The sequence below is a fragment of the Streptomyces sp. NPDC050535 genome (assembly GCF_044457665.1).
Taxonomy (GTDB): Bacteria; Actinomycetota; Actinomycetes; order Streptomycetales; family Streptomycetaceae; genus Streptomyces.
Map to the genome: position 1 here is coordinate 220049 of NZ_JBITHE010000014.1, position 22843 is coordinate 242891.

Consider the following 22843-nt stretch of genomic DNA (forward strand, 5'->3'; position numbering starts at 1 on the left):
GGCTGCCGCCGGGCCGATTCAGAGCCGGCCCTGCGGCAGCCCGGCGCTCTGGTCGGCGGAGACGGCCTTTCTCGGGCCATTGCCATCGCCGTTGCCGTCGCCCATCAGCGTCGCGCCCACCTCCGCGGCCTTCTGCCGCAGCCAGATGTGGGCCGCGTCCTGAGCGTGCACCGGATGCCACCACATCGCCTCCTGCACCGGTACCGCGTCGAAGGGACAGGGCAGGACGCGCACCGCGGCGGAGCGGACCACTCTGCGGGCCAGGCGCTCCTGGATCATCGCGACCCGGCGGGTGCCCTCGACCATGTGGGGCAGCAGCTGGAAGGTCTGCACGGACACCTCCACGCGAGGGCTGATGCCCAGCATGCTGAGCTGGCGGGCCGCCGGGGCGTCGTAGGGACGCTGATAGACGGCCCAGGGCAGGCGCCCAAGCTGGTCCAGGGTGAGTTCGTCGCCGATCTCTGGGTGATCATCGGCGACCAGGCACAACCAGCGGTCCTGGTGGAGGTCGACGGCGGGGAAGCCGTCGATGATGCCGTGCGGCATCAGCAGTCCGTCGACGGTGCTGAGCGCGGTGGCGGTGTTCTCCACGACGGACGGTGCAGGGTGCTGGAAGGTGAGCCGGATGCCGGGCGCCTCCTCGTGCAGGGTGCGGGCGAGTGCGGCACCGAACACGGCCGCCCCGTAGTCGGAGGCGAGCAGGGTGAACTCTCGGCTCTCCGCGGCCGGATCGAAGTCGGCCTGGCTGGCGAAGACCCTCTCCAGCAGGTCGCACGCGGTGGCGCTGCGGTCGCGCAGGGCGGTGCCGAGCGGGGTCAGCTCGTAGGTGTTGCCGCTCCGGGCGAGCAGTTCGTCGTCGAAATGGCGGCGCAGCCGGGACAGCGCCGCGCTCATGGCGGGCTGGCTGAGGCCGATGCGCTCGCCGGCCCGGGTGACATTGCGCTCCTCCAGGAGCGCGCGCAGGGCGAGGACCAGATTGAGGTCGAGTCGGGACAGGTTCACCGGGGGACCACCTAGCAAGCGAGAGCCATCCATACCGTGGATTTGGCACATCCACAGGATTGATTTCCGTGATTGGCCGATCGAGGCCAGAGTAGACCGCAACCCAGCAGGAGGAAATCTCATGGCAACACTCGCGCAACCTGCCGGCCCGTTCGTGCTCGGCACGTTCTCAGTTCAGGACGGGGAGCAGTTCCCCGGCCTGCTGGTGAAGGACCGGGTACTCGACCTGGGCCGAGCCCTGGACTGGGCGCCGTCCGGTGTGCGTGCCGTGGTGGAGCGGTGGGAGGAGACGCTTCCCGTCCTGCGTGTCCTGGCGGACGAGGACGCTCACGACTGGCGGCCGCTGGAGGACCTGCGGGTACACGCCCCGCTGGAGCCCCGGCAGGTCTTCCAGTCCGGTGCCAACTACCGGCAGCACGTGATCGACCTGGAGCTCGCCCACCGCTCCCCGGACGACCCCCGCACCGTGGAGGAGGCGCGCGCGGAGATCGCCGCGGTGATGGACCGCCGGGCCGCCGAGGACCTGCCGTACGTCTTCATCGGCCTCCCCAGCGCCATCGCCGGCCCGTACGACGACGTCGTACTCCCCGCATGGGCCGAAAAGCCGGACTGGGAGCTGGAGTTGGCGGTCGTCATCGCCAAGCCGGCCCACCGGGTGTCCGTCGAGGAGGCCCTGGAGTACGTCGCCGGGTACACGATCGCCAACGACCTCACCGACCGCGCCACCGTTTTCCGCCGGGACATGAAGGCCATCGGCACCGACTGGCTGCGCTGCAAGAACGCCCCCGGCTTCACCCCCCTCGGTCCGTGGCTCGTCCCGGCCGAGTCGGTCGCGGATCCCGGCGACCTGCGGGTCACGCTGAAGCTGAACGGCGAGACCATGCAGGACGAGTCCACCAAGGACATGCTCTTCGGCGTGGCACGGCTGGTGTCGTACATCTCCCAGGCATCTCAACTCCTTCCCGGTGATCTGGTGTTGACCGGAAGTCCGGCCGGTAACGGCATCCACTGGGGACGGCTGCTGCGCGACGCCGACGTCATGGAGGGTTCCATCACCGGTCTGGGCGTACAGCGCACCCGATGTGTGGCGGAGGGCAGGGCATGAGCCTGGACCGCCGCGACCCGGAGGGCGCGATCGCCGAGGCCGCCAAGGCGTACTCCAACTGGGGGCGCTGGGGCGAGGACGACGTGCTCGGCACCCTGAACTTCCTCAACGAGGCCAAGCGCCGCGAGGCGGCGACCCTGGTCCGCCGCGGCGTCAGTTTCTCGCTCTCGCAGTCCTTCGACATGAACGGCCCGCAGAAGGGCTGGCGCCGACGCACCAACCCCGTGCACACCATGCTCGACACCGGCACCGACGCCGCCCTCGGCAACCAGGGCTTCCCGCACGGCATCGGCGGCGCGGACGACGTGATCGCGATGCCGTTGCAGTGCTCCACCCAGTGGGACGGACTCGGCCACATATTCGACCACGGCAAGGCATGGAACGGACGGGACGCCGAGAAGGTCGTCACCTCCGACGGCGACCTCGTCACCGGCATCGAGCACATGGCGCCGTACGTCGCGGGACGCGGAGTACTGCTCGACGTGGGCCTGGTCGTCGGTACGGACGGCGAGCTGCCCGACGGGTTCGCCATCACCGAGGCGCACCTCGAGCAGACCGCCGAGGCACACGGCGTGAGCGTCGGACGCGGCGACATCGCTCTCGTCCGCACAGGTCGGCTCGCGCGCGCCCGGCGGGACGGCTGGGGCGACTACGCGGGCGGGCCCGCACCCGGGCTGTCGTTCACCACCGCCGGGTGGCTGCACGGTACCGAGATCGCCGCGATCGCCACGGATACCTGGGGTTTCGAGGTGCGGCCGAACGAGTTCGAGAACGCGTTCCAGCCGCTGCACCAGGTCGCCATCCCCAACATGGGTCTGCTGATCGGCGAGATGTGGGACCTCGACGCGCTCGCCGCGGACTGTGCGGCGGACAGCGTGTACGACTTCTGGCTCACCGCCGCGCCCCTCCCCATCACAGGAGCCGTCGGCTCCCCCGTGAACCCCATCGCCGTCAAGTAGCCCGTACGACCGCCGGATCCGCCCTTCCCCGGACAGCAGCGGTGCATCCGGCCCGCACCCCGTCCCCACCCCTGGCCCGCGCTCCCAGCGGGCGAGACGAGCCGCACCCCTGCCGCCCGAAGCCGCGCGGCCCAACCCGGGAGGTTTCCCCGACATGGCTGAAAGCCACACCCGTTCTGTCCTCGTCGTCGGCGGAGGCACCTGCGGAAACGCTCTGGCCGTCCTGTTGCGCCGGGCCGGGATCGCCGTCGACGTCGTCGAGGCGAGCCCCGACTGGAAGGCCGCCGCCGGCGCCGGCATCACCCTGCAGGGCAACGCCCTGCGCGTGCTGCGTGAGGTCGGAGTCCTCGACGGCATCAAGAAGGACGGTTACGCCGCCGAGGGCGTCGCCGTCCTCGCCGTCGACGGCACCGTGCTGCACGCCCAGGACGAACTGCGAACCGGCGGCGACGACCTGCCCGCCCACATCGGCATGCGGCGGCCCAGGCTCCAACAGCTCCTCATCGAACAGGTACGCGCCTCGGGCGCCGACGTCCGCCTCGGCACCACGGCCACCGCTTTCCAGCAGGACGATGAGGGCGTGGACGTTGCCTTCTCGGACGGAACGAACCGCCGCTACGACCTGGTGGTCGGCGCCGACGGACTGCACTCCGCCACCCGCGAGATGATCGGCATCACCGACAGGCCGGAGCCCACCGGCATGGGCATCTGGCGCGCCCCCGCGCCCCGCCCGGCCGGTGTCCGCCGCACCGAGATGATCTACGGCGGCCGCTGTTTCATCGCAGGCTACTGTCCGACCAGCGAGGACACCGTCTACACCTATCTCGTCGAACGGCTCCGCGACCGGTCCTCGCTGGACCCGGACACGTACGCCGACGAGATGCGGGCGCTCAGCGAGGGCTACGGCGGCGCGTGGGAGGAGATCCGCACCGCGTTCACCGAGCCGAAGGCCGTGAACTACACCCGCTTCGACCGGCATCTGGTGGAGGGCCCGTGGCACCGCGGCCGGGTCGTGCTCGTCGGCGACGCCGCCCACGCCTGCCCGCCCACCCTCGCCCAGGGAGCGGCGATGTCCCTGGAGGACGTCCAGGTCCTCGCCGAACTGCTGACCGGCCGGACCGAGTGGGACGACCAGCTCCTCACCGACTACCACGCCCGACGGCTGCCACGCGTACGCATGGTCGTCGACGCCTCGGTCCAGCTCGGCCAGTGGCTGCTCGACGGAGTGCGCGACGCGGACGTACCCGCACTGATGGGCCGCACCATGAACGCGCTGAAGGAACTCCCGTGACCGAGCCCCTGTCGACACCCACGATCGACGTCCACGCCCACCTCCTGCTCCCGGAGGTCGAGGACGCCGTCGCCGGCCACCCAGGCCTCGCCGCGGCCCGCACCCTCGACGCCCGCCGCAACGGACCGGCGGCCCTGACCGTGAACGCTCCGATGGTCGGCGCGCGCGTGCCGAAGCTGACGGACGTCGCGGTGCGCCTGGCGGCCATGGACGCCGCCGGCGTGGACGTACAGGTGGTGAGCCCCTCGCCGTCCCACTACCACTACTGGGCCGAGCTCCAACTGGCCGAGAGAGTCTGCCGGTTGGCCAACGAGGGCACCGCCGCACACTGCGCCAAGGCCCCCGACCGGATGTACGGTCTGGGCCTGATGCCGCTCCAGCATCCCGACCTGGCGGTCGGCCTGCTCGACCACGCCATGGGCCAGGGGTTGAGAGGCGTGGAGATCTCCTCGCACGCCCCCGGCCCCGACGGGACCCGGGAAGTGGAGCTCTCCGACCCGCGGCTCACCCCCTTCTGGTCCCGGGCGGAGGAGACCGGCGCCCTGGTCTTCCTGCACCCGTTCGGCTGCACGCTCGACGAGCGGCTGGACCAGTGGTACCTGTCCAACACCGTCGGCCAGCCCACCGAGAACGCGGTAGCCCTCTCGCACTTGATCTTCTCCGGCGTCCTCGACCGTCATCCGGGCCTGAAGCTGATCGCGGCGCACGGCGGCGGCTACCTGCCCACCCACATCGGCCGCTCCGACCATGCCTGGCGGGTCCGCCCTGACGCCCACGGCTGCTCACGAAAGCCGAGCAGCTACCTGAGGCAGCTGTACTTCGACTCCCTCGTCCACGACCCCCACGTACTGCGGGAGCTGCTGCGCGCCGCGGGCCCGGAACGGATCCTGCTCGGCTCCGACTTCCCCTTCGATATGGGCACGGACGACCCGCTCGGCGCGCTGCGCGCCGCGGACCTGCCCGACACCGACTTCCACGCCGTCCGCGGCGGAAACGCCGCCGCCCTGCTCAACCTCGTCTGAGGAGGAACCCCCATGAGCAACCGTCTGCTCACCCACCTCCGGCACGTCGACCTCGCCGTGCCGGACTACGACAAGCAACTCGACTTCTACGCCGGCGTCTGGGGTCTGAGCAAGGTCAGCGAGGACTCCGGCATCTCCTTCCTCGCCGCCGAAGGCAGCCCCGAACAGTACGTCGTGCGGCTGCGCAAGGCCGACGAGAAGCGCCTCGACCTGGTCTCGTACGGCGCCGGGAACACGGCCGACGTCGACACGCTGGCCGAACAACTCCTCTCCGATGGCGTGCAGTTGATCTCCCAGCCGGGCAAGGTGGACACCCCCGGCGGCGGCTACGGTTTCCGCTTCTTCGACGTCGACGGCCGCACCATCGAGGCCCTGGCCGACGTCGAGGTCCGGCAGCACCGCAGGATCGAGGAGAAGGAGTCGATCCCGGTCAAGCTCTCGCACGTCGTCCTCAACTCGCCGGACCTCGACAGGACGCGTGACTGGTACGAGCGCCACCTCGGCTTCCGCCACTCCGACACGCTCAGCTCGCCGCACGTCGGTGACGTCATGCACTTCATGCGGATCAGCAACCAGCACCACTCCATGGCCATCGCGAAGGGCCCGCACACCTCGCTGCACCATGTCTCGTTCGAGATGCGCGGCTTGGACGAGTACATGCGCGGCTCCGGCCGCGTGATGCGGGCCGGCTTCCAGAAGGTCTGGGGTCCGGGCCGGCACATGGCGGGCGACAACACCTTCACGTACTTCCTCGACCCCCACGGCAACACCGTCGAGTACACCACCGAGCTGGAACTGCTGGACGAGGACACCTGGCACCCGCACGTCTACGACTTCTCCCAGCCTGAGGTCACCGACCAGTGGGGCACCGCCAACCCCATGAACGAACTGGTCGCCAAGGAGTCCTTCAACGACGCCGACCACGGCTGCTTCGTCGCCCCGCCCGTCTGACCGGCAGACCTTCCGACCGGCAAGGTTCCCAGACCCCCGGGGGCGCGGCGCTCCCCTGTGATGCCCTGACTGCCCGCCGCGCCCCGGGCCTTCGCGCCCGCCTTCCCTCGGACAGGACCCCTCCCATGCGTTTCGCCACGTACGAGTACCGCGACCGACGCCAGGTGGCCGTCGTCGAAGAGGACGGCACGCTCTGCCCGCTGCCCGGCGACAGCTCCCTGACCGGCCTGCTCGCCGGGGGCGGCGGCCTGCCCGAACTGCTCGACGCGGGCGCCGCGGCCCTCGACCTTCCGCCCGGCCCGCACGTCTCCGAGGTACGACTGGCGCCGCCGCTCCAGCCGCCGACGGTGCGGGACTTCGTCACCTTCGAGGAACACGTCGAGGGCGTACGGCGGTCCGTGGACGGGGCCGTCGGTGTACCCGAGCGGTGGTACGCGGCCCCGACGTTCTACTTCGCCAACCCGTACGCGGTGTACGGCCCGCACGACGACATCCCGGTACCTCCGGGATCGAGCGTGCTCGACTTCGAGCTCGAGGTCGCCGCCGTGATCGGGAAGGAGGGCCGGGACCTCACGCCCGAGCAGGCCCGAGACCACATCGTCGGCTACACCGTCTTCAACGACTGGTCGGCCCGAGACCTGCAGTCCGCGGAGATGAAGGTCGGCCTCGGCCCCTGCAAGGGCAAGGACACAGCCACGACGCTGGGGCCGTACCTGGTCACCGCCGACGAACTGGAGAAGTACCGCGACGCGGACGGCTTCCTGCGCCTGGCACTCACCGCCGAGATCAACGGCGAGATCGTGGGCAGGGATCTGCTGTCCAACATGAGCTGGACCTTCGAGGAGATGGTCGCCTACGCCTCACGCGGCACCGTCGTCCGCCCCGGCGACGTCCTCGGCTCCGGGACCTGCGGCAACGGCGGCTGCCTCGCCGAGCTGTGGGGTGTACGGGGTGAGCAGTCCCCGCCTCCCCTGAAGCCCGGCGACACGGTCACCCTCACCGTCGAGGGCATCGGCTCCGTCTCCAACACCGTGGTGGCCGGCGCGGAACCCGTGACCGTTCCCGTCGCCCGCCGCCGCACCAGGGAGCGGCCGTGAGCGACCAGCAGCCCAAGAGGCTCCTCGGCAGGGTCGTCGTGGTCACGGGGGCGGCCCGCGGCCAGGGTGCCGCGGAGGCCGAGGCGCTGACCCGCGAGGGCGCCCGGGTGATCGCCACCGATGTGACGGAGTCACCCGGCTGCCGTCGTCTCGACGTCACCAGCGAGAGGGACTGGGCGGAACTCGCCGCTGACCTGCGCGAGGCGTACGGGCAGGTGCACGGCCTGGTCAACAACGCGGGCGTCACCTGGCGGGCCCGGATCGACGACGTACGCCCCGAGGACATGGCCCGGGTCCACGCGGTCAACGTCACCGGCCCGCTGCTGGGCATCCAGCACCTGGCCCCGCTGATGCCGCCCGGCTCGTCGATCGTGAACGTCGGCTCGTCCGCCGCGCTCACCGGCCACTACCCGGTCGCCTACACGGCCAGTAAGTGGGCGCTGCGCGGCCTGTCGCGGTCCGCCGCCATGGAACTGGGGCCCCGTGACATCCGCGTGAACATCGTCCACCCCGGCTTCATCGAGACGGAGATGACCGCCTCCGCGGCGCCCGCGTTCCGTGAGGCGAATGTCCGCGAGACACCGCTGGGCCGCACCGGAACGGTCGACGAGATCACCCCGCTCGTCGCCTTCCTTCTCTCCGACGACGCGTCCTTCATCACGGGGGCCGAGATCCCGGTCGACGGCGGCCTCACCGCGCACGGGGGCGTCAAGTCGATCTCGGACGCCCTGCGCGCGGACACCTGAGCCGGCGACCACGCACGACCGACACGACAGAAAGGCCCTCCCTCCCATGGACAAGGTCCGCGCGAGCGCCGCGGAGGCGGTCGCCGACATTCCCGACGGCGCATCGCTGGCCGTCGGCGGCTTCGGCCTCAGCGGCATCCCCGACGTGCTCATCCAGGCGCTCCACACCCAGGGCACCACCGGCCTCGAGGTCGTGTCGAACAACTGCGGAGTGGACGGGCGCGGACTGGGAGTTCTGCTGGCCGACGGCCGGATCGCCCGTGTCACGGGCAGCTATGTGGGCGAGAACAAGGAGTTCGCCCGTCAGTACCTGTCGGGCGAACTGGAGGTGGAGCTGGTGCCGCAGGGCACGCTGGCCGAACGGTTGCGCGCCGGGGGAGCGGGCATCCCCGCCTTCTACACCCCGGCGGGGGTGGGCACCCAGGTCGCCCGTGGTGGACTGCCCTGGCGCTACGCGGCCGACGGCACGGTCGCCGTGGCTTCCCCGCCCAAGGAAACGCGCGACTTCGCCGACCGTACGTACGTACTGGAGCACGGCCTCACCACCGACTTCGCTCTCGTACGGGCCTGGCGCGGCGACCGCCACGGAAACCTGGTCTTCCGTAAGTCCGCAGCCAACTTCAACCCGCTGGCAGCGATGGCGGGCAACATCACCGTCGCCGAGGTGGAGGAACTCGTCGAGCCGGGCGCGCTGAGTCCGGACGAGATCCACCTGCCGGGCATCTTCGTCCAGCGGATCGTGGTCCTGACCCCGGCCGAGGCCGCCGACAAGCAGATCGAGCACCTTTCCATTTCCGCGTCTTCGACACGAGGGACCGTACGCGCATGAGCTCCAACCGCGGAACGCAGCTGGGCTGGACCCGGGACCAGATGGCCGCCCGCACCGCCGCCGAACTCACCGACGGCTCCTACGTCAACCTGGGCATCGGCCTGCCCACCCTCATCCCCGGCCACCTTCCCCCGGACGTCCATGTGGTCCTGCACTCCGAGAACGGCATCCTGGGCACGGGCCCGTACCCGACCGAGGCTGAGGTCGACCCCGACCTGATCAACGCGGGCAAGGAGACCGTCACGGTGTTGCCGGGGGCCTCCTTCTTCGACTCGGCCCTGTCCTTCGGCATGATCCGGGGCGGCCACATCGACACCGCCGTGCTCGGCGCGATGCAGGTCTCCGCCGCCGGCGACCTGGCCAACTGGATGATCCCCGGCAAGATGGTCAAGGGCATGGGCGGCGCGATGGACCTCGTCCACGGTGCCCGCCGCGTCATCGTCCTGATGGAACACACCGCCAAGGACGGCAGCCCGAAGATCGTCAAGGAGTGCACCCTCCCGCTCACCGGTGAACGGTGCGTCCACCGCGTCATCACCGACCTCGGCATCCTCGACGTCACCCCCGAGGGCCTCGCTCTGGTGGAATGCGCGCCGGGTGTCACCGCCGAAGACATCGCCGACCGCACCGACGCACCTCTGATCCGGAAGCGTGAACCCTTCGAGCGTTTCGCTCATCCACCCGAATGAAGCCCGCGCCATTGCTCCCCGCGGCGAGCACGTCTGCGCCCGCGTGATGACCTGGAAGATCCTCCGAGACCGCCGCCTCGAGGTTGTCCCGCAACGGCGGGGCGCAAGTGAGATGATCTCTCCGGCCGTCAGTGTGCTCGCGATCACTGACAACGGCCGCGGCGGCCCAGTAACGCCCATCTGAGCTTGCCACGGGCGGGCGGCGAAAAGGTTGGTGTGCGGGGCCGAAGGAACCGGGTAACGTCTTCGTCATGTTCTTCCAGGCGCCGATCTACGAGTGAGAGCGTGATGGGCCCCTGCTGACGTCTTTCGACGTCGCCGCCCGTCCTGCACCGATGGATCCGTAGATCACTTCACATCATTACCGGGAGAACCCGTGACCGTGAGCAAGAACATCAACAACCCCGTGGGCATGGGCGGCGGCCAGCGCAAGAAGCTGTCCCGCGCCGAACGGCAGAACCACGGGCCGCACCGCAACCTCGACCGCCAGGGTGCAGCCGACCAGAAGGCGGAGCTGGTGCGCAAGATGCGCGAGAAGGCAGGCACAGCTGAGGGCGCCGGGCAGACGGGCGACGACACCGCACAGAGCTGACGCACCGCCGCCGCAGGGGCGGCACCGCAGGTGGCAGGGCCCGGACCGCGACGCGCGGTCCGGGCCCTGCTCGCTCGACGCCTGCGAGCCGGACATGCCTCTCGAACTGGCCGCCCGCGCGCTCTACTCGGCAGGTCCCGGTGTCCTAGTGGGCAATCTCTACGGGTAGCTTGTCGCCGTCGCCCAAGGCCTGAACGAGGCCGGCGACGTGCGCCCGCTCAGCCTGGGCCGGTAGCCATCGCTACGGCGCCGCCCTGTGGTCCGGTGACAACGCCCACCTCCGGTCATTCGGACATCAGGTCTGTCCGATCCTGACCGCACATCTGCGGCTGCGCGAGCGGCTGCGCAGGGCAGGATCAGCAGGCGGCGGATCTGCGGGCGGTGGCCGCGGCGGCGTCCGGATGGATGGTGAAGACCCGGTCCAGACCGACGATGCCCAGGATGCGGGCGGTGTTGGCGGGGACCGAGGCCAGGGCTATGTCGGCGCCTTGCTCGATGGCCAGGCTCCTGGCCGCGAGCAGAGTGCTGATCCCGCTGGAGTCACAGAATTGCAGACCGGCCAGATCCAGAACCAGGAGTTGCCCCGTGGTAAGGGTGAGAGCGTCCACGACCTGGCGCAGTTCTGGCGCCGTCGCGTGGTCGAGGTCACCGGTGATCTCCAGTACGGGACCGGTGTCGACGTCTCGGGTGGTGATCGTCAGTGGGCTCATGTCAGGTTTCCACTCGCGGTGGTGGGAAGCGGGGCGGGCACACCGACGGCGAGCAGCGCCGTGTCGTCGTCGAGTCCTTCGCCGAACCCGGCGAGCAGCCCGGTCAGGGCAGTGATCAGGGCCTGCGGACCCGCTGGCGGCTGAGTGGCGGTGAAGGCGCGCAGGGCGTCCTCCCCGTACAGTGCGCGCTCGGGTCCTGTGCGGGCCTCGGTCAGGCCGTCGGTGTAGAGGAGCAGGGTGTCGCCGGGCAGCAGCCGGGCACGGGTGGCGGCGAACTGGGCCTGGGGCAGGACGCCGATGAGCATCCCGCCCGGGGTGGGGAGGTAGTCGGCACTGCCGTCCGCGCGCTGGATCAGCGCCGAGGGGTGGCCGCCGGAGGCCAGGTGCACGTCGGCGTGCCCGTCGCGGGGTTCCAGGACACCGAATATGGCGGTGCAGTAGCGGGTGTCGCCGCTTCTGTACCGCTCGTGCAGCACCGTGTTCAAGGTGGTCAGCACGGTGACCGGGTCGGCGTCATGGAGGGCGGCCGCGCGCAGGGTGTAGCGGGTCAGCGAGGTGATCGCGGCGGCCTGGGGGCCCTTGCCGCACACGTCGCCGAGGAAGAACGCCCACCGTCCGGTGTCCAGGGGGAACAGGTCGTAGAAGTCTCCGCCCAGCAGGTCAGGGGAGGCCGTGTGGTAGTGGGAACCAGCTTCCAGGCCCGGAACGGTGGGCAACTGGGCGGGCAGCAGGCTCTGCTGGAGGACGGCGAGAGCTTCCTGGAGCCGCTCGCGGTCGGCCTCGGCCTGCCGGCGTGCCTCCTCGGCCACCCGGCGGCCCCGCAGCAACTCGGCCTCGTAGGCGCGCCGGTCCCGGGCGTCGAAGACGGTGGTGCGGACCAGCAGCGGCTCGCCGTCCTCGCTGGTCTTCACCTTCGAGGTGACCAGCACCGGCATCCGCCGTCCGGCGGACGCCTTGATGTCCATGGCGATGCCGCTGACCTGGCCCTGCATCTGCAGCAGCGGCGCGAAGTGCGTCTCGTGGTAGAGCTTGCCGCCCACGGTGAGCAGATCGCTGAACCGCATCCGCCCCACCACCTGGGAACGGTCAAGGCCCAGCCAGTCCAGCAAAGTGGCGTTGATCTTCGCGATGGTGCCGTCCATCAGCGTCGACAGATACCCGCACGGGGCCTGCTCGTACAACTCCTCGGCACTGTCCTCAAGGAGCGAGGTGAACACCGCGTCCGTGACGTCCACGTCCTGTTCCTCACCCGGCTCGGGAGCCTGGTCGGTGCGGCACATCAACGGCTTGCTCCGAGGAACTCGGTGATCGCCCCGGCGGTGGCCTGCGGTGCGCTCAACTGCGGGCAGTGTCCCGTCGCCTCCAGAGTGACCAGCCGGCTGCCGGCGATCGCGTCGCGGATGTAGGCGCCGACCTCGCGGGGGGCGATCGCGTCCTGACGGCACTCCAGGATCAGCGTCGGGGCCGCGACCGTCTTCAGGTCCTTGCGACTGTCGGACAGGAACGTCGTACGGGCGAAAACCCGGGCCATGTCCGGGTCGGTCGCACAGAACGAGGCGGTCAGCTCCTCGCCGAGTTCCGGCCGATCCGCGTTGCCCATGATGACCGGAGCCATCGCCGCCGACCAGCCCAGATAATTCGACTCCAGGGACTCCAACAGCTCATCGATGTCCTCGGCGCTGAACCCGCCCCGGTAGCCGTCGTCGTCGATGTAGCGGGGCGAGGGGGCGACCATCACCAGACGGCCGATCCGCTGCGGCGCCTTCGCCGCCGCGAGCACCCCGACCATCGCACTGACCGAATGCCCCACGAACGTCACAGCCCGCAGGTCCAGCTCCGCACAGATCTCCAGCACATCGAGCGCGTAACCATCCAGCGAGCTGTATCGCCGCTCGTCCCACGCTGAAGGATCCGCTCGGCCCGAGCCCACGTAGTCGAAGAGCACCACCCGGTAGCTCTCGGCCAGCGTGGGGACCACCTTGCGCCACATGTTCTGGTCGCAGCCGAAGCCGTGTGCCAGCAGGAGCACCGGCCCGTCCGCACGGCCGGTGACGACGACGTTGTTCCTGCGACGGGTATCCATACCCGCCAGTTTCCCATCCCTCCGTCGCGGCCCCCGGACCGGCCGGTGTTCCAGGGCAGACTGGTCGTACCGCACACCGGGATCGCGTGGGAACACCTGCCGCAGGAGCTCGTCCTCGTCTCGGACATGCCCTGCCGGCGCCGCTTGGCTGAGTGGTCCGAGACTGACGGGTGGCCCCGGCTGCACGAGGTCCTCTTCGCGGAACTCCGCGGTGCGAACGCCCTCGGCTTCTTCCCGGCAGCGGTCGACGCCTTCCACATCCGAGCGCCAACGGGGGAGCCAGGACCGGACGGAGCCCCATCGACCGGGTCAGGGCGGTCAGCGGACGCCACCTGATCACCTACGCCACCCAGCTCATCCCATTCCTGCCTGCGGGCCGTGCCGCCCGTGCGCGGCACCGCTCCTCGGAGGCGAGCCGCTCGGTCTTGCGCGGGCGCGTTCAACGTGTGGATCGCCCGTTGAGGTCGGTCGCGGCGTGGGGAATCTGATCGGTGTCGAAGGTGCCGTCCGCGATTGCCTGGGTGAGCCCGGTGAGCCGCAGTTGGTTGGTGCGGGCGTAGGCGCGCATGGCGGTGAAGGCTTCGTCGACGGTGCACTGCCAGCGTTCGGCGAGGACTCCCTTGGCCTGTTCGAGCATGATGCGGCTGGTCAGCGCGTACTGGAGCTGAGCGCGTTCGGTCTCGCTCTGGGCCAGGGTGCGCTGCTGGAGGACGGCGATGGTGGCCATGTCCGCCATGGCCTGGGCCAGCAGCACGTCGTTCTGGCCCAGGGGTTGAGGGGTGGTGCGGAACAGGCCCAGGGCGCCGACGACGGTGCCGCGCAGGCGCAGCGGGAAGGCGTGCACGGCGGCGAACCCGCGTTCCCGGGCGGCCTGGGTGAACTGGGGCCAGCGTACGAGGGCCTCGGGCTGGGTGAGGTCGACGTGAGGAACGGAATGGCCTGAGCGGAAGCAGTCGACGCAGGGGCTCTGTTCGTGCCGGACGGCGAACACTTCCAGCATGCGGGTGTTCTCGTCCGAGGCGGCCAGCAGCTGGAGGTGACCCCGCTCGTCGCCGAGGAGAACACCCGCGGTCGCGACGTCCAGGAGGGCCGCGCAGTGGATGGTGAACTGCTGGAGGAATTCGAGGATGTCGAAGTCGCTGACCAGGGAGTCGGCGATGTCCAGAAATACGTCGGTGAGCTGCTGCTCTCGGGGCATGGGCAGTCAGTCCTTGTCTTCAGTGGGCGCGAGTTCGCCGTCGGTGGGAGGAGAGAGCCGCAGGCGCCGGTCGACGATGTCCTGGGCGATGTCGGTGATGGGCCGGTTCTGGCCGTAGGCGTGGGCGCGCAGCCGAAGGAGCGCCTGGGCCAGAGAGGTGCCGAGCTGAACACTGAGCATGCCGGTGGCCTGGTGGACCACCATGTGGTGGAAGTCCTCGTGGGGCGTGATCTCGTGGTGGTCGGGTTCGCTGGAGAGGTAGAGGTGGGTGAGGGTGGCGGTCAGGGCGAGTGCGTCGTCGCTCTGCTGGCGGGTCAGGGCGCTCACCTGCCGACGGGTCGCGGTGAGCACGCCGACGCGGATCGCTCCGATCGTCAGCGGGAAACAGAAGACGGATCGGACCCGTATTCCTGCGGTCTCCCGCAGAAGCAGGGGCCACCGGTCTGCCCTTTCCCCCGCCAGATCCGCCACGCTGACGGCCCTTCCCTTGTGGGCGGCATCCACCGAGGGGCCCTCGCCGAGGGTGAACTGCAGGTCTCCGAACATCTGGGCTTGCTTGCCGGAGCAGGACACCGGTTCCAGGCCGATCCCGGGCACCACGAGGGACACCGCGAGACCATGGACCCCCAGAACCTCACATCCGGCTTCGATGACGTCGTCGACGCCCCCCGGGCCGCTCCTCACCTGGAGGAGCGAAACGACCCTGGCCATGTCTTCGCTCATCATTGGGCATCCGCCCTGCCCGGGCCACTGCGGCGCATCCGGCGGCCGGCCCGCCGACGGGGCTGCATCGATGGAAGGATCACGGCGCGCCGGTTCTGGGAGGGTGCCGGGGCTTGGACGAGGACCGCGGTGGTGGAAGTGAGGTCCAGCAGGCGGCGCAATTGGGGCGCGGGCCGCCGTAACCGCAGCCGGCACCCCCGGGCGGCAGAGACGCGGGCTGATTCCAGGAAGACGTTCAGGCCGGTGACGTCACAGAATCTGATACCGGAGACATCCACGTCCACGTACTGCACAGGTCGGCGCGCGCAAGTATTCACAGCGGTCAGAAGGAGGGGCGCGGTGACCAGGTCGATTTCGCCGGCCACGAACAGCACGAGACGATGAGGACCTTCCCGCGCGCAGAAGAACCGGAAGGAAACAGTGGGGTTGATACAGACCTCGGATCACGCATCCGGTGTGAACACCCAGCAGAGACCTGATAGGCGGGCGTGTCCACTTCGGACGCCGTCAATGACGAAACGTCAGGGACGGTCACGCACCACGGACTCCCAAAGAGCGCTGTGACGTGCGGACCTGAAGAATGACCCGGGTCGAGAATCCTCAACCCCGCAGGCGCATGCGACATCGTGTTGGCCACGTCGGGGCTAGGACGTGACTTCCAACATACTCCCTGCCCCCGCTGCCTGAACAGAACCACATGCCCGCGCACAGCCGGTCGCACTCTCGAACAAGCCGTCTCCGTCGGCCGGTGCCGCCGAACTCGGACGGCGCCTTCCGTGTTCGCCCAATGACCCCTATGCCGCATCAACTCCGTGTTCGAAGCGTGACCCCGACGCTGCATCAGCTCCGCTCGTCGGGGCACTCGCAGAGTCGCGTACGGGCCTACCGGCTTCGTACGAACGTGACGTCTCCCCAGCCCCGGAGCCTGTCGCCCGACACGTTGGGGGCCATACCGTGCAGCCGTCGACCGATCCCGTTCAGTACCACCTCGCCGATCCCGCCGCTGACCACCCGCCCCGGGACACCGCTCAGGCAGTCCAGCGTCTGCCTGAAGAAGTCGACGGGCTGCGCCGGTCACTCGTCACCCGATCGATGATCGACACGGCTCTCGGCATGATCATGGCCGTCGAAGGCTGCTCCCTCGACCACGCCTGGCAGATCCTGGAGCAGTCCTCCCTGCGCGCCGAGACCGAACTGCGCGCAGCCGCCCAGCACCTCGTGGACGAAGCAGGAACGACAAGAACCCCGCGCTCGATCCGGGTCATACCGCTGTCCTCCCTCCGGGCGGCCCCGGCACGAGACGACGCCCGGCACTGACCGCCGACAGGCCGCGGCCTGGGCGGACCAAGCGAATCCAGTCCCTGGGCTCCCCGTCCCCCTGCCGCCCTGGCTCAGGCACACAACCGAAGTGGCCCGTGCGGCCCGCACCCGGACCGCCGCTCCGCACGCGTGGCATTTCCCGCCTCCCAGGACCACGCGCCACCTCACCCGGCCGTCGCGAGCCGCGACGAACGAGCCGTGAGTATCGCCGGGCGAAGTGGAGAGCCGGCCCATCAGGCGTCGGCCCCGACCGAAGAATGATCATGACTGAACGCAACACGTTCCTCCGCAGTGCACACGATCTCGGTGTTGCCGCGTGGTTCGGCGGTGCCCTGATGGGCGCGGTCGGCCTCAACGGCGCCGCCGAGGCGGAGGGCATCACCGAAGACGGCACCGCGCGCATCGCCTCGGCGGGCTGGGTGAAGTGGGCCCCGCTGGGAGCCGTGGCCGTCGGCGCCCACCTGATCGGCGGGGCCGGAGTGCTGGCCGCCGCCCGTGACCGGGTCCGCGACCAGAAGGGCGTCGGCGCCTCCACGGTCACCAAGACCCTCCTGACCGGTGCCGCACTAGCCGCCACCGTGTACACGCGGGTCCTGGGCAAAAAGGTGGACCTCGCCACCTCGCAAAAGGAGGAGGACCAGCAAAGCGCCGAGCAGATCCCGATGGACACCGAGCAGGCACAGAAGCAGCTCCGGAAGTTTCGCTTGTCTGGTCCCGCTGATATCGCCCCGCTCGCCGCTCCGCATGGCTTTCTTTCCGGCCGGTGTACGGCGGTGGCGTGGTGTTCGCCCTTCGCGAAGTCCAGGCCGAGAAAAGCGCCTATGTCACTGACGTCGATCACATGCGTCCTTCGGTCGTCCTCGCCCGGCCGTCCCATGGCACCGATCGTCGCATCCACATTGCGAAGAGCCTCCCGACCTGCGAAGAAGCCGGTGGTCATGCCTCTAGTCAGCGGTCTGTCGATGCTTCCGGACCCGGTGACACCAGGTAATGGGAGGGCTCCAGCGGGTCTATCCAAGCTCAGGTGTCCCATGGCCGAGCGAACCGGTCGTGAATCATCAGGTTTGGCACCTGAGTGCGGGGGGACCCGGAGTAGCGAACGTAATTCGATCAAGGCAGGGGTGAGTGACTGTGGCAGCGGACGAGAAGGCTCAGGCCAAGGGCGAGCAGGTCGAGGGCAAGGTCAAGAAGGTCGTCGGCGGAGCGGTTGGCAACGAGTCCCTGAAGGCCAAGGGCCAGACCGAGGAGTCCAAGGGCGACCTGCGCGCGGCCAAGGAGAAGGCCAAGGACGCCATCAAGCCCAAGTAGAACCCCACATGCCCAGGTCCCGGCAGCTGCATGGCTGTCGGGACCTGCGCTGTGCGGGCTCTGCCCGAGGCAGATAGCCGTCCGCCGGTTGCTTCGAGCGGGTATGTCCACCGACATCAACGCTTTCGAGCGCCGTAGCAGTGGGATGCATGCGTCTTCGGCGAGCCTGACCGGGACGGTGAGGCTCCCCGAAGTGGGCGGGAATCCTCCAGCGCATGATGGCGACTTGCGGCCTGTCCCTGTCCCGCACCAAGGTCCTTCAGGCGCTGGCTGGCCGCGGCGCGCTCCACCAGGCCCAGGCGGAGCTTGCCGCCTCCCTCGGTCAGGCGCCGCGCTCCGTCACCCAGATCGTCGAAGGCCTTGAGCGCCTTGCCATGGTCGCCCGGACCAGCGACCCCGAGGACCGCCGCCGCAAGACCGTGTCCCTGATGGACACGGGCCGCACGGCACCGACAGCCGTGGAACAAGCGGGAACGCACGCACTTCGCCAATGCTTCGGCCTGCTCGAACCGCACCAACTGGCCACGCGCTCGCGCGCTGCTCGCGCACCTGGACATCGCCCTCACCGGCGACAAGGCCAACTGACACGCGGCGCAGAAGGCGCCGCACCACGAGGCATCACAGGCACCGGACCGCGGAGGCTTGCTCGCGGCAGGCATCCAAGCCGCTGAGACCGCGCGCTTGAGACCGTACGCTCCCGCGGCAGCAATACCTGGCCAGTCGCATTCGCTCGACGGACGTACCGATTCCGGGGCCCGGGTGGCCAACTACGGCGGCCCAGTTCGCCGGGAGCGGGTGCGTGCAGACCGGCGGAGAACTGGAGTGTGCCGTCGCCTCCCCGGTGATGGGCGCGGGCACGGCGGCAGCGGTCACCAGGTCCCGGACAACGGTCTCGAACTCCAGCTGGGGCAGCAGGAGGGGAGCGCTTCAACGCCGGGTACCTCCTCCACCACATACCTGAGGTCGTCTTCAAGGACGACGGCTCGGCGCTGTGCTGCGCACGACGGACGTGATCGCCGCCGACGGCTGGGAGGTCGACCTGTGGCTGTGGGCGGACGCCGCCAAGTGCGGTCCCTGCCATCTGGGCAGCGACTCCCACTGACCAGTCCTACGTAGGTGACCACAGGGCCCGGGGTCCTGTGACACACCTCCGGGTTGGATTCGACTGAACCCACCCGCCTGCCGCCGGCACCCGCCAGGATTAGCCTGGTAACCCCGCTTGTCACTCAGTTGTGGCTGTCGGAGGATGAGGGAGGTGAACCTTCCCGTTCGAGGAGCGCACTGTGTGGAAACGTCTGCGATCCCGTCTCTCCCGCGGAGGGCCCTCGAACTCCCCCTGGACAGACGTCAACTCGATCACGCACCTCTCTGTGGATGGCCGTGTCCACCCCCTGCACCGGGAGTTCGCCACCTTCACGACAGCTGCGGCCGATGAAAATTTCGCGTTGCTCACCAGCAACTTCTCCGTCTTCAACGCCGGCATGGCCACTCCTCCCTACTTCGAGCTCGCGCAGGCGCTGGGCAGAGGCTCGGAGGTCATGGAGCAGAGCGCGCTGCACTGCCTGCACTGCTTCATCCGACACAGCGTCAACGCACTGGCCATCAGGTCAATGGTCCAGAACAAGCCCATCATCAAAGCGTGCCAGCAGTGCGGGTGCCCAGAGGCCGTAATGATCTACGACCGGAACCTCGCGGCGAGGAACGGTGCACCGCATGTGCTGCAGCGGACAGACGGTGCGGGCCGACGGATCGAGCACATCTACCTGTGGCACGAAAGTGACTCGGCCCCGGCACCGGAAGCTCTCCACTCGACCATCGATCACATCAGCCAGGGGGCGGACACCGAGGGCTGCCGCATCACCGCCTCACCCGCTCCTCCTGGACACGAGGACCTGCGGGGGCTTGCCGAGGCACTCGTCTTCCACCACGAACAGGAAGGCGTGCTCAGCAGGGACGCGCTGTCCCGCATGGAGACGATGGAGGTCTACGTGCCGGACTGCGGACCGGTCTTCATGGCCGTAGTGACTGCTCCTGACCGAGCGGGGTGAGCTTGCTCAGAACCACTCGCTGTCGGGGATAGGGGATAGCAGTCTTCGGCTGCTGATCAAATATCACCGCGCGTGACGGACTACCCGGCGCGTCGGATGTGCGCGAGCCGGTCCACGAGAGTGCCCACGTCGCTGAGCGTGGCTGGCGTGAAACGACGTAGTTCGGCTGGACTCGACGGCAGCGGTCCCGACGCCGACCCGCCGGTGATCAACGGCTACAAGGCCGCCCGGAACCGGCCGTTGACGCGAGGGCAGAAGCTGTCCAACAAGGCCAGGTGGGCGAAGCCGTGCTCGACCGGCGCCCCAACTACGGCAAGGGCCCCGTTACCTCCCGCACGACTACCCGCAACGGCTGGCCATGGTAGGTTATAGGTCGACCACTAACGTAGGAGTGATGATGACAGTCAAGGAAGACGACGCCAACCGCCGCGCCGCTGCCCAGCACGCCGTAGCCGAGCACCTGCGCCTTACCGCCGCGGGACACACCGAGGAGTGGGTGAAGCTGTTCGCCCCGGACGCGGTGCTCGAGTTCCCGTACGCCCCGGAAGGCGTGCCGAAGCAGGTCACGGGACGAGACGCCCTGCTTGCCCACATGAAGGGCTTCCCCGAGACCTTTGACGTCGAGTTCGGCGACCTGGTGTTCCACGACACGGTCGATCCGAGTCTGGTGATCGCCGAATTCCGCTCGAAGGGCACGGCGCTGCCGACCGGCAAGCCGTACGAGCAGACGTGCATCTCCGTCGTCCGGACCGATGACGACGCGCTCATCACCCACTACCTGGACTACTGGAACCCGCTGGTGGCGATCGAGGCGCTCACGCCCCACGACGTGCCGCCGTCCGACTCTGACCGCAGCGTGACTTTTGGAGGCTGAGGAGAGCCGTGTTTGACTGACGCCCATGCCTGCCGCCGGTACTAGCACGAAGAGCGACGAACGACGTCGGGCCATCGTGGCCGCCGCGGTCGACTGCTTCGCGCAAAAGGGTTTCTACGGTACGACGACGCACGAGATCGCAGAGTGGGTCGGCGTCTCTCAGCCGTATCTCTATCGCCTGTACCCGAACAAGGAAGCGCTGTTCGCGGCGGTGGTCGACCACGTGTCCGTCGTCATGACGGACACGCTGGTCGCTCACTCGCCGGCGTCGGGCGGGGCCGGGCGGGCGCCCGAGGCGGCGTTGGATGCGGCGCGCGGCGCCTACGCCGCGCTCGTCGCGGACCGGAACGTCCTGCGTTTCCTCATGCACGCGAACTGTGCCACTGGCGAGCCGCTGGTGGGGCAGGCCGTGCGCCGGTGCTACGCCAAGCAGGTTGACACCGTTCGGCAGCTGCTGGGCGACGACGACGCCGTGCGGCGCTGGTTCGGCGCCGGAATGCTCGACAACGTGGTCGCCGTGCTGGGTCTGGCCGACATCGATGAGCCGTGGGCGCACGTCCTCACCGCTCGATGACCTGATACCGGCGGTTCGGCGACGTCGGCCCCGCTCGGATAGCCGGTTCAGGACCCGGCGATCACGAGCTCCTCCCTCTCGGCCTGGACCTCCTGTAGCTGTTTGGCCAACTCCGCAGCGGGCGTGTCCAGTTCACTCCGGCTTAGTAGTCCGCATGCCGCCCCCCAGGTCCTCGAAGTTGGGGCTCCTGTGCCGGTGGGTTGAGACTTCGGACAGCTCTCTCAATAGCGGTCCCGACTATGGGAAGTGTGAAACTGAGCTTCGATGGCGAGTCCTTTCGGTGATCCGTCAATCGTTTGCTTGGGCGGGAAGTTCGGTGATGCTGAGGGCGAAGTCCAAGTTCCCCACCCCGTGGTTGGCGAGGCCCACGGTGACCACGCCCGCTCCTTCCAGCCAGTGCGCCATTTTCAGGCCCCCGACGTCCAGCGGGCGCAGCCCGAGGCTCTCGATGAACGCCTCCACACTTGCCTTGGCCTGCGCGTTGTCGCCGGCGATGAAGACGTCGGGTCGCCCCTTCTCCAGGACATGGCTGAAGACGGTGTTGAACGCCTTCACCACGCTGGCGCTGGCCGGAGCCGCCTTGGCGACTTCCTGCGCGATCGAGGTCTCCTCGCGGTGGGCCAGCCCGTCGAACGTGGAATTGAAGGGATTGCTGATGTCGACGATGACCTTGCCCGCGAGAGCGTCTCCGTACTGGGCGACGACCGGCACGACGCCGTCGTACAACAGGGCCACGATGACTATGTCCCCGGCCGGGGCGGTGCCCCATTCTCCCGTCGTGGCGCCGCTGCCGAGAGCCTTGGCCAGGTCAGCGGCCTTGGACTGATCGCGGCCCATGACCTCGACGGTGTTGCCCCCCGCTACCGCCCGCACGCCGATGGTGCGGGCCATGTTCCCGGTGCCGATGATGCTGCTCATGAGATGTCCTGCCCTGGTTGTATGTTGTTCGGTTCAGATGGCGGTTCAGATGGCGGTGATGCCGCCGTCGGCGACGAGTTCCATGCCGTTGACGTAGCTGGAGTCGTCGGAGGCGAGGAAGAGGGCGGCGCTGGCGATTTCGTCGGGGCGGCCCATCTGGCCGCGGGGGATGAGGGACTCGAACTGGCGCTTGGTGGCCTCGTCGAAGAGTTCTTCCTGCTTGGCGGTGGCGACCTGGCCGGGGGTCAGGACGTTGACGCGGATGCGGCGGTCCTTGAGCTCGTTGAGCCAGACGCGGGCCCAGGCCTGCTGGACGGCCTTGCTGCCGGCGTAGACGCTCCAGCCGGGGAAGGCGCCGAGGGAGGCGTTGGAGCTGGTCATGAGGATGGAGCCACCGTCGTTGAAGAGCGGGAGGGCCTTCTGGACGGTGAACAGGGTGCCGCGGGCGTTGAGGTGGAACGCGGCGTCGAAGTGGGCCTCGGTGATCTCGCCGAGCGGGGCGGGCTCGCCCACGCCGGCGCTGGCCCACAGCACGTCGAGGTTTCCCTTCTCCCGCTTGACGGTGTCGTACAGGCGGTCCAGGTCGTCCAGGTCGGCGGCGTCGCCCTGAACGCCGGTCACGTTGCGGCCGATCTGCTTCACGGCCTCGTCCAGGGCGTCCTGTCGGCGGCCGGTGATGAAGACGTGCGCTCCCTCGTCGACGAACAGCTTCGCGCCGGCCAGCGCCATGCCGGTGGTGCCGCCGGTGATGACCGCTACCTTGCCGTCAAGCTTTCCCATAGTCGCTCCCTGGGTTCGTTGGTG

General features: G+C 69.1%; 25 protein-coding genes. 16 read left to right on the forward strand and 9 right to left on the reverse strand.

Going from position 1 to position 22843, the window contains the following annotated elements; genetic code table 11:
- Nucleotides 1–18: 18 nt before the first annotated feature.
- Nucleotides 19–1002 (reverse strand): LysR family transcriptional regulator, encoded by a 984-nt coding sequence (locus tag ACIBLC_RS28495; protein ID WP_399214113.1) that lies wholly within the window; start codon nucleotides 1000–1002, stop codon nucleotides 19–21.
- Between the two features lie 121 nt (nucleotides 1003–1123).
- Here ACIBLC_RS28495 and ACIBLC_RS28500 point away from each other — a divergent pair, with 121 nt between their 5' ends.
- The 10 genes from ACIBLC_RS28500 (at nucleotide 1124) to ACIBLC_RS28545 (ending at nucleotide 10283) form a co-directional block, all read left to right on the forward strand.
- Nucleotides 1124–2107 (forward strand): fumarylacetoacetate hydrolase family protein, encoded by a 984-nt coding sequence (locus ACIBLC_RS28500; protein ID WP_399214114.1) that lies wholly within the window; start codon nucleotides 1124–1126, stop codon nucleotides 2105–2107.
- A complete protein-coding gene (locus ACIBLC_RS28505) occupies nucleotides 2104–3066 on the forward strand; it encodes a cyclase family protein (protein WP_399214115.1) in 963 nt (320 codons plus the stop codon). The genes ACIBLC_RS28500 and ACIBLC_RS28505 overlap by 4 nt, the downstream gene beginning before the upstream one ends.
- A 154-nt stretch (nucleotides 3067–3220) precedes the next feature.
- Nucleotides 3221–4357 carry an FAD-dependent oxidoreductase gene (locus tag ACIBLC_RS28510; protein ID WP_399214116.1) on the forward strand — a complete coding sequence of 379 codons (1137 nt, stop codon included), beginning with the start codon at nucleotides 3221–3223 and terminating at the stop codon, nucleotides 4355–4357.
- Nucleotides 4358–4365: 8 nt separating this feature from the next.
- Nucleotides 4366–5379 (forward strand): amidohydrolase family protein, encoded by a 1014-nt coding sequence (locus ACIBLC_RS28515; protein WP_399214148.1) that lies wholly within the window; start codon nucleotides 4366–4368, stop codon nucleotides 5377–5379.
- 12 nt (nucleotides 5380–5391) lie between these two features.
- On the forward strand, nucleotides 5392–6330 hold the full coding sequence (locus ACIBLC_RS28520; RefSeq protein ID WP_399214117.1) for a VOC family protein: 939 nt from the start codon (nucleotides 5392–5394) through the stop codon (nucleotides 6328–6330).
- Between the two features lie 125 nt (nucleotides 6331–6455).
- Nucleotides 6456–7427, forward strand: a complete 972-nt coding sequence (locus ACIBLC_RS28525; protein ID WP_399214118.1) for a fumarylacetoacetate hydrolase family protein — start codon at nucleotides 6456–6458, stop codon at nucleotides 7425–7427.
- Nucleotides 7424–8173 carry an SDR family NAD(P)-dependent oxidoreductase gene (locus ACIBLC_RS28530; RefSeq protein WP_399214119.1) on the forward strand — a complete coding sequence of 250 codons (750 nt, stop codon included), beginning with the start codon at nucleotides 7424–7426 and terminating at the stop codon, nucleotides 8171–8173. The genes ACIBLC_RS28525 and ACIBLC_RS28530 overlap by 4 nt, the downstream gene beginning before the upstream one ends.
- Before the next feature lie 46 nt (nucleotides 8174–8219).
- On the forward strand, nucleotides 8220–9002 hold the full coding sequence (locus ACIBLC_RS28535; protein ID WP_399214120.1) for a CoA transferase subunit A: 783 nt from the start codon (nucleotides 8220–8222) through the stop codon (nucleotides 9000–9002).
- A gap of 20 nt (nucleotides 9003–9022) precedes the next feature.
- A complete protein-coding gene (locus ACIBLC_RS28540) occupies nucleotides 9023–9691 on the forward strand; it encodes a CoA transferase subunit B (protein ID WP_399214150.1) in 669 nt (222 codons plus the stop codon).
- Between the two features lie 376 nt (nucleotides 9692–10067).
- Entirely contained in the window at nucleotides 10068–10283 is a 216-nt protein-coding gene (locus ACIBLC_RS28545; protein ID WP_399214121.1) for a DUF6243 family protein, read from the forward strand.
- Between the two features lie 356 nt (nucleotides 10284–10639).
- On the opposite strand, the gene ACIBLC_RS28550 is transcribed toward ACIBLC_RS28545, so the two are convergent.
- The 6 genes from ACIBLC_RS28550 to ACIBLC_RS28575 form a co-directional block, all read right to left on the reverse strand.
- On the reverse strand, nucleotides 10640–10993 hold the full coding sequence (locus ACIBLC_RS28550) for an STAS domain-containing protein (RefSeq protein WP_399214122.1): 354 nt from the start codon (nucleotides 10991–10993) through the stop codon (nucleotides 10640–10642).
- The gene (locus tag ACIBLC_RS28555; RefSeq protein ID WP_399214123.1) at nucleotides 10990–12273 is read right to left on the reverse strand and encodes a PP2C family protein-serine/threonine phosphatase; all 1284 of its coding nucleotides are present in this window, start codon (nucleotides 12271–12273) and stop codon (nucleotides 10990–10992) included. Before ACIBLC_RS28555 ends, ACIBLC_RS28550 begins: the two co-directional genes overlap by 4 nt.
- The gene (locus ACIBLC_RS28560; RefSeq protein ID WP_399214124.1) at nucleotides 12273–13076 is read right to left on the reverse strand and encodes an alpha/beta fold hydrolase; all 804 of its coding nucleotides are present in this window, start codon (nucleotides 13074–13076) and stop codon (nucleotides 12273–12275) included. The genes ACIBLC_RS28555 and ACIBLC_RS28560 overlap by 1 nt, the downstream gene beginning before the upstream one ends.
- 439 nt (nucleotides 13077–13515) lie before the next feature.
- Nucleotides 13516–14274 (reverse strand): ANTAR domain-containing protein, encoded by a 759-nt coding sequence (locus ACIBLC_RS28565; RefSeq protein WP_399214125.1) that lies wholly within the window; start codon nucleotides 14272–14274, stop codon nucleotides 13516–13518.
- A 6-nt stretch (nucleotides 14275–14280) separates the two neighbouring features.
- Entirely contained in the window at nucleotides 14281–14985 is a 705-nt protein-coding gene (locus ACIBLC_RS28570) for an ANTAR domain-containing protein (protein WP_399214126.1), read from the reverse strand.
- A gap of 11 nt (nucleotides 14986–14996) precedes the next feature.
- Nucleotides 14997–15371, reverse strand: a complete 375-nt coding sequence (locus tag ACIBLC_RS28575) for an STAS domain-containing protein (protein ID WP_399214127.1) — start codon at nucleotides 15369–15371, stop codon at nucleotides 14997–14999.
- Between the two features lie 580 nt (nucleotides 15372–15951).
- Here ACIBLC_RS28575 and ACIBLC_RS28580 point away from each other — a divergent pair.
- The 6 genes from ACIBLC_RS28580 to ACIBLC_RS28605 all read left to right on the forward strand — a co-directional run bounded on the left by ACIBLC_RS28580 (nucleotide 15952) and on the right by ACIBLC_RS28605 (nucleotide 21121).
- Complete coding sequence (locus tag ACIBLC_RS28580) at nucleotides 15952–16314, forward strand: ANTAR domain-containing protein (RefSeq protein WP_399214128.1); 363 nt, start codon at nucleotides 15952–15954, stop codon at nucleotides 16312–16314.
- Between the two features lie 1134 nt (nucleotides 16315–17448).
- Nucleotides 17449–17625: a CsbD family protein gene (locus ACIBLC_RS28585; protein WP_399214151.1), complete on the forward strand. Its 177-nt coding sequence runs from the start codon at nucleotides 17449–17451 to the stop codon at nucleotides 17623–17625.
- 218 nt (nucleotides 17626–17843) lie between these two features.
- Nucleotides 17844–18296: a MarR family winged helix-turn-helix transcriptional regulator gene (locus ACIBLC_RS28590; RefSeq protein ID WP_399214152.1), complete on the forward strand. Its 453-nt coding sequence runs from the start codon at nucleotides 17844–17846 to the stop codon at nucleotides 18294–18296.
- Nucleotides 18297–18995: 699 nt separating this feature from the next.
- Nucleotides 18996–19673 (forward strand): hypothetical protein, encoded by a 678-nt coding sequence (locus tag ACIBLC_RS28595; RefSeq protein WP_399214129.1) that lies wholly within the window; start codon nucleotides 18996–18998, stop codon nucleotides 19671–19673.
- A gap of 397 nt (nucleotides 19674–20070) precedes the next feature.
- Nucleotides 20071–20547, forward strand: coding sequence for a nuclear transport factor 2 family protein (locus ACIBLC_RS28600; protein ID WP_399214130.1), 477 nt, complete (start codon nucleotides 20071–20073; stop codon nucleotides 20545–20547).
- 25 nt (nucleotides 20548–20572) lie between these two features.
- The gene (locus ACIBLC_RS28605) at nucleotides 20573–21121 is read left to right on the forward strand and encodes a TetR/AcrR family transcriptional regulator (RefSeq protein WP_399214131.1); all 549 of its coding nucleotides are present in this window, start codon (nucleotides 20573–20575) and stop codon (nucleotides 21119–21121) included.
- 288 nt (nucleotides 21122–21409) lie between these two features.
- Here the strand turns inward: ACIBLC_RS28605 and ACIBLC_RS28610 are convergent, their stop codons facing one another.
- Both ACIBLC_RS28610 and ACIBLC_RS28615 read right to left on the reverse strand, forming a co-directional pair.
- A complete protein-coding gene (locus ACIBLC_RS28610) occupies nucleotides 21410–22039 on the reverse strand; it encodes an NADPH-dependent F420 reductase (protein WP_399214132.1) in 630 nt (209 codons plus the stop codon).
- A 45-nt stretch (nucleotides 22040–22084) separates the two neighbouring features.
- The gene (locus ACIBLC_RS28615) at nucleotides 22085–22819 is read right to left on the reverse strand and encodes an SDR family NAD(P)-dependent oxidoreductase (protein WP_399214133.1); all 735 of its coding nucleotides are present in this window, start codon (nucleotides 22817–22819) and stop codon (nucleotides 22085–22087) included.
- Between the last annotated feature and the right edge of the window lie 24 nt (nucleotides 22820–22843).

What these genes read in the sequence shown, in the direction of transcription:
- ACIBLC_RS28525 (WP_399214118.1), top strand. Translation starts at nt 6,456, where the DNA reads ATGCGTTTCGCCACGTACGAGTACCGCGACCGACGCCAGGTGGCCGTC.
- ACIBLC_RS28510 (WP_399214116.1), top strand. Translation starts at nt 3,221, where the DNA reads ATGGCTGAAAGCCACACCCGTTCTGTCCTCGTCGTCGGCGGAGGCACC.
- ACIBLC_RS28520 (WP_399214117.1), top strand. Translation starts at nt 5,392, where the DNA reads ATGAGCAACCGTCTGCTCACCCACCTCCGGCACGTCGACCTCGCCGTG.
- ACIBLC_RS28565 (WP_399214125.1), bottom strand. Translation starts at nt 14,274, where the DNA reads ATGCCCCGAGAGCAGCAGCTCACCGACGTATTTCTGGACATCGCCGAC.
- ACIBLC_RS28500 (WP_399214114.1), top strand. Translation starts at nt 1,124, where the DNA reads ATGGCAACACTCGCGCAACCTGCCGGCCCGTTCGTGCTCGGCACGTTC.
- ACIBLC_RS28600 (WP_399214130.1), top strand. Translation starts at nt 20,071, where the DNA reads ATGACAGTCAAGGAAGACGACGCCAACCGCCGCGCCGCTGCCCAGCAC.
- ACIBLC_RS28570 (WP_399214126.1), bottom strand. Translation starts at nt 14,985, where the DNA reads ATGGCCAGGGTCGTTTCGCTCCTCCAGGTGAGGAGCGGCCCGGGGGGC.
- ACIBLC_RS28605 (WP_399214131.1), top strand. Translation starts at nt 20,573, where the DNA reads ATGCCTGCCGCCGGTACTAGCACGAAGAGCGACGAACGACGTCGGGCC.
- ACIBLC_RS28590 (WP_399214152.1), top strand. Translation starts at nt 17,844, where the DNA reads ATGGCGACTTGCGGCCTGTCCCTGTCCCGCACCAAGGTCCTTCAGGCG.
- ACIBLC_RS28615 (WP_399214133.1), bottom strand. Translation starts at nt 22,819, where the DNA reads ATGGGAAAGCTTGACGGCAAGGTAGCGGTCATCACCGGCGGCACCACC.
- ACIBLC_RS28610 (WP_399214132.1), bottom strand. Translation starts at nt 22,039, where the DNA reads ATGAGCAGCATCATCGGCACCGGGAACATGGCCCGCACCATCGGCGTG.
- ACIBLC_RS28560 (WP_399214124.1), bottom strand. Translation starts at nt 13,076, where the DNA reads ATGGATACCCGTCGCAGGAACAACGTCGTCGTCACCGGCCGTGCGGAC.
- ACIBLC_RS28535 (WP_399214120.1), top strand. Translation starts at nt 8,220, where the DNA reads ATGGACAAGGTCCGCGCGAGCGCCGCGGAGGCGGTCGCCGACATTCCC.
- ACIBLC_RS28555 (WP_399214123.1), bottom strand. Translation starts at nt 12,273, where the DNA reads ATGTGCCGCACCGACCAGGCTCCCGAGCCGGGTGAGGAACAGGACGTG.
- ACIBLC_RS28505 (WP_399214115.1), top strand. Translation starts at nt 2,104, where the DNA reads ATGAGCCTGGACCGCCGCGACCCGGAGGGCGCGATCGCCGAGGCCGCC.
- ACIBLC_RS28550 (WP_399214122.1), bottom strand. Translation starts at nt 10,993, where the DNA reads ATGAGCCCACTGACGATCACCACCCGAGACGTCGACACCGGTCCCGTA.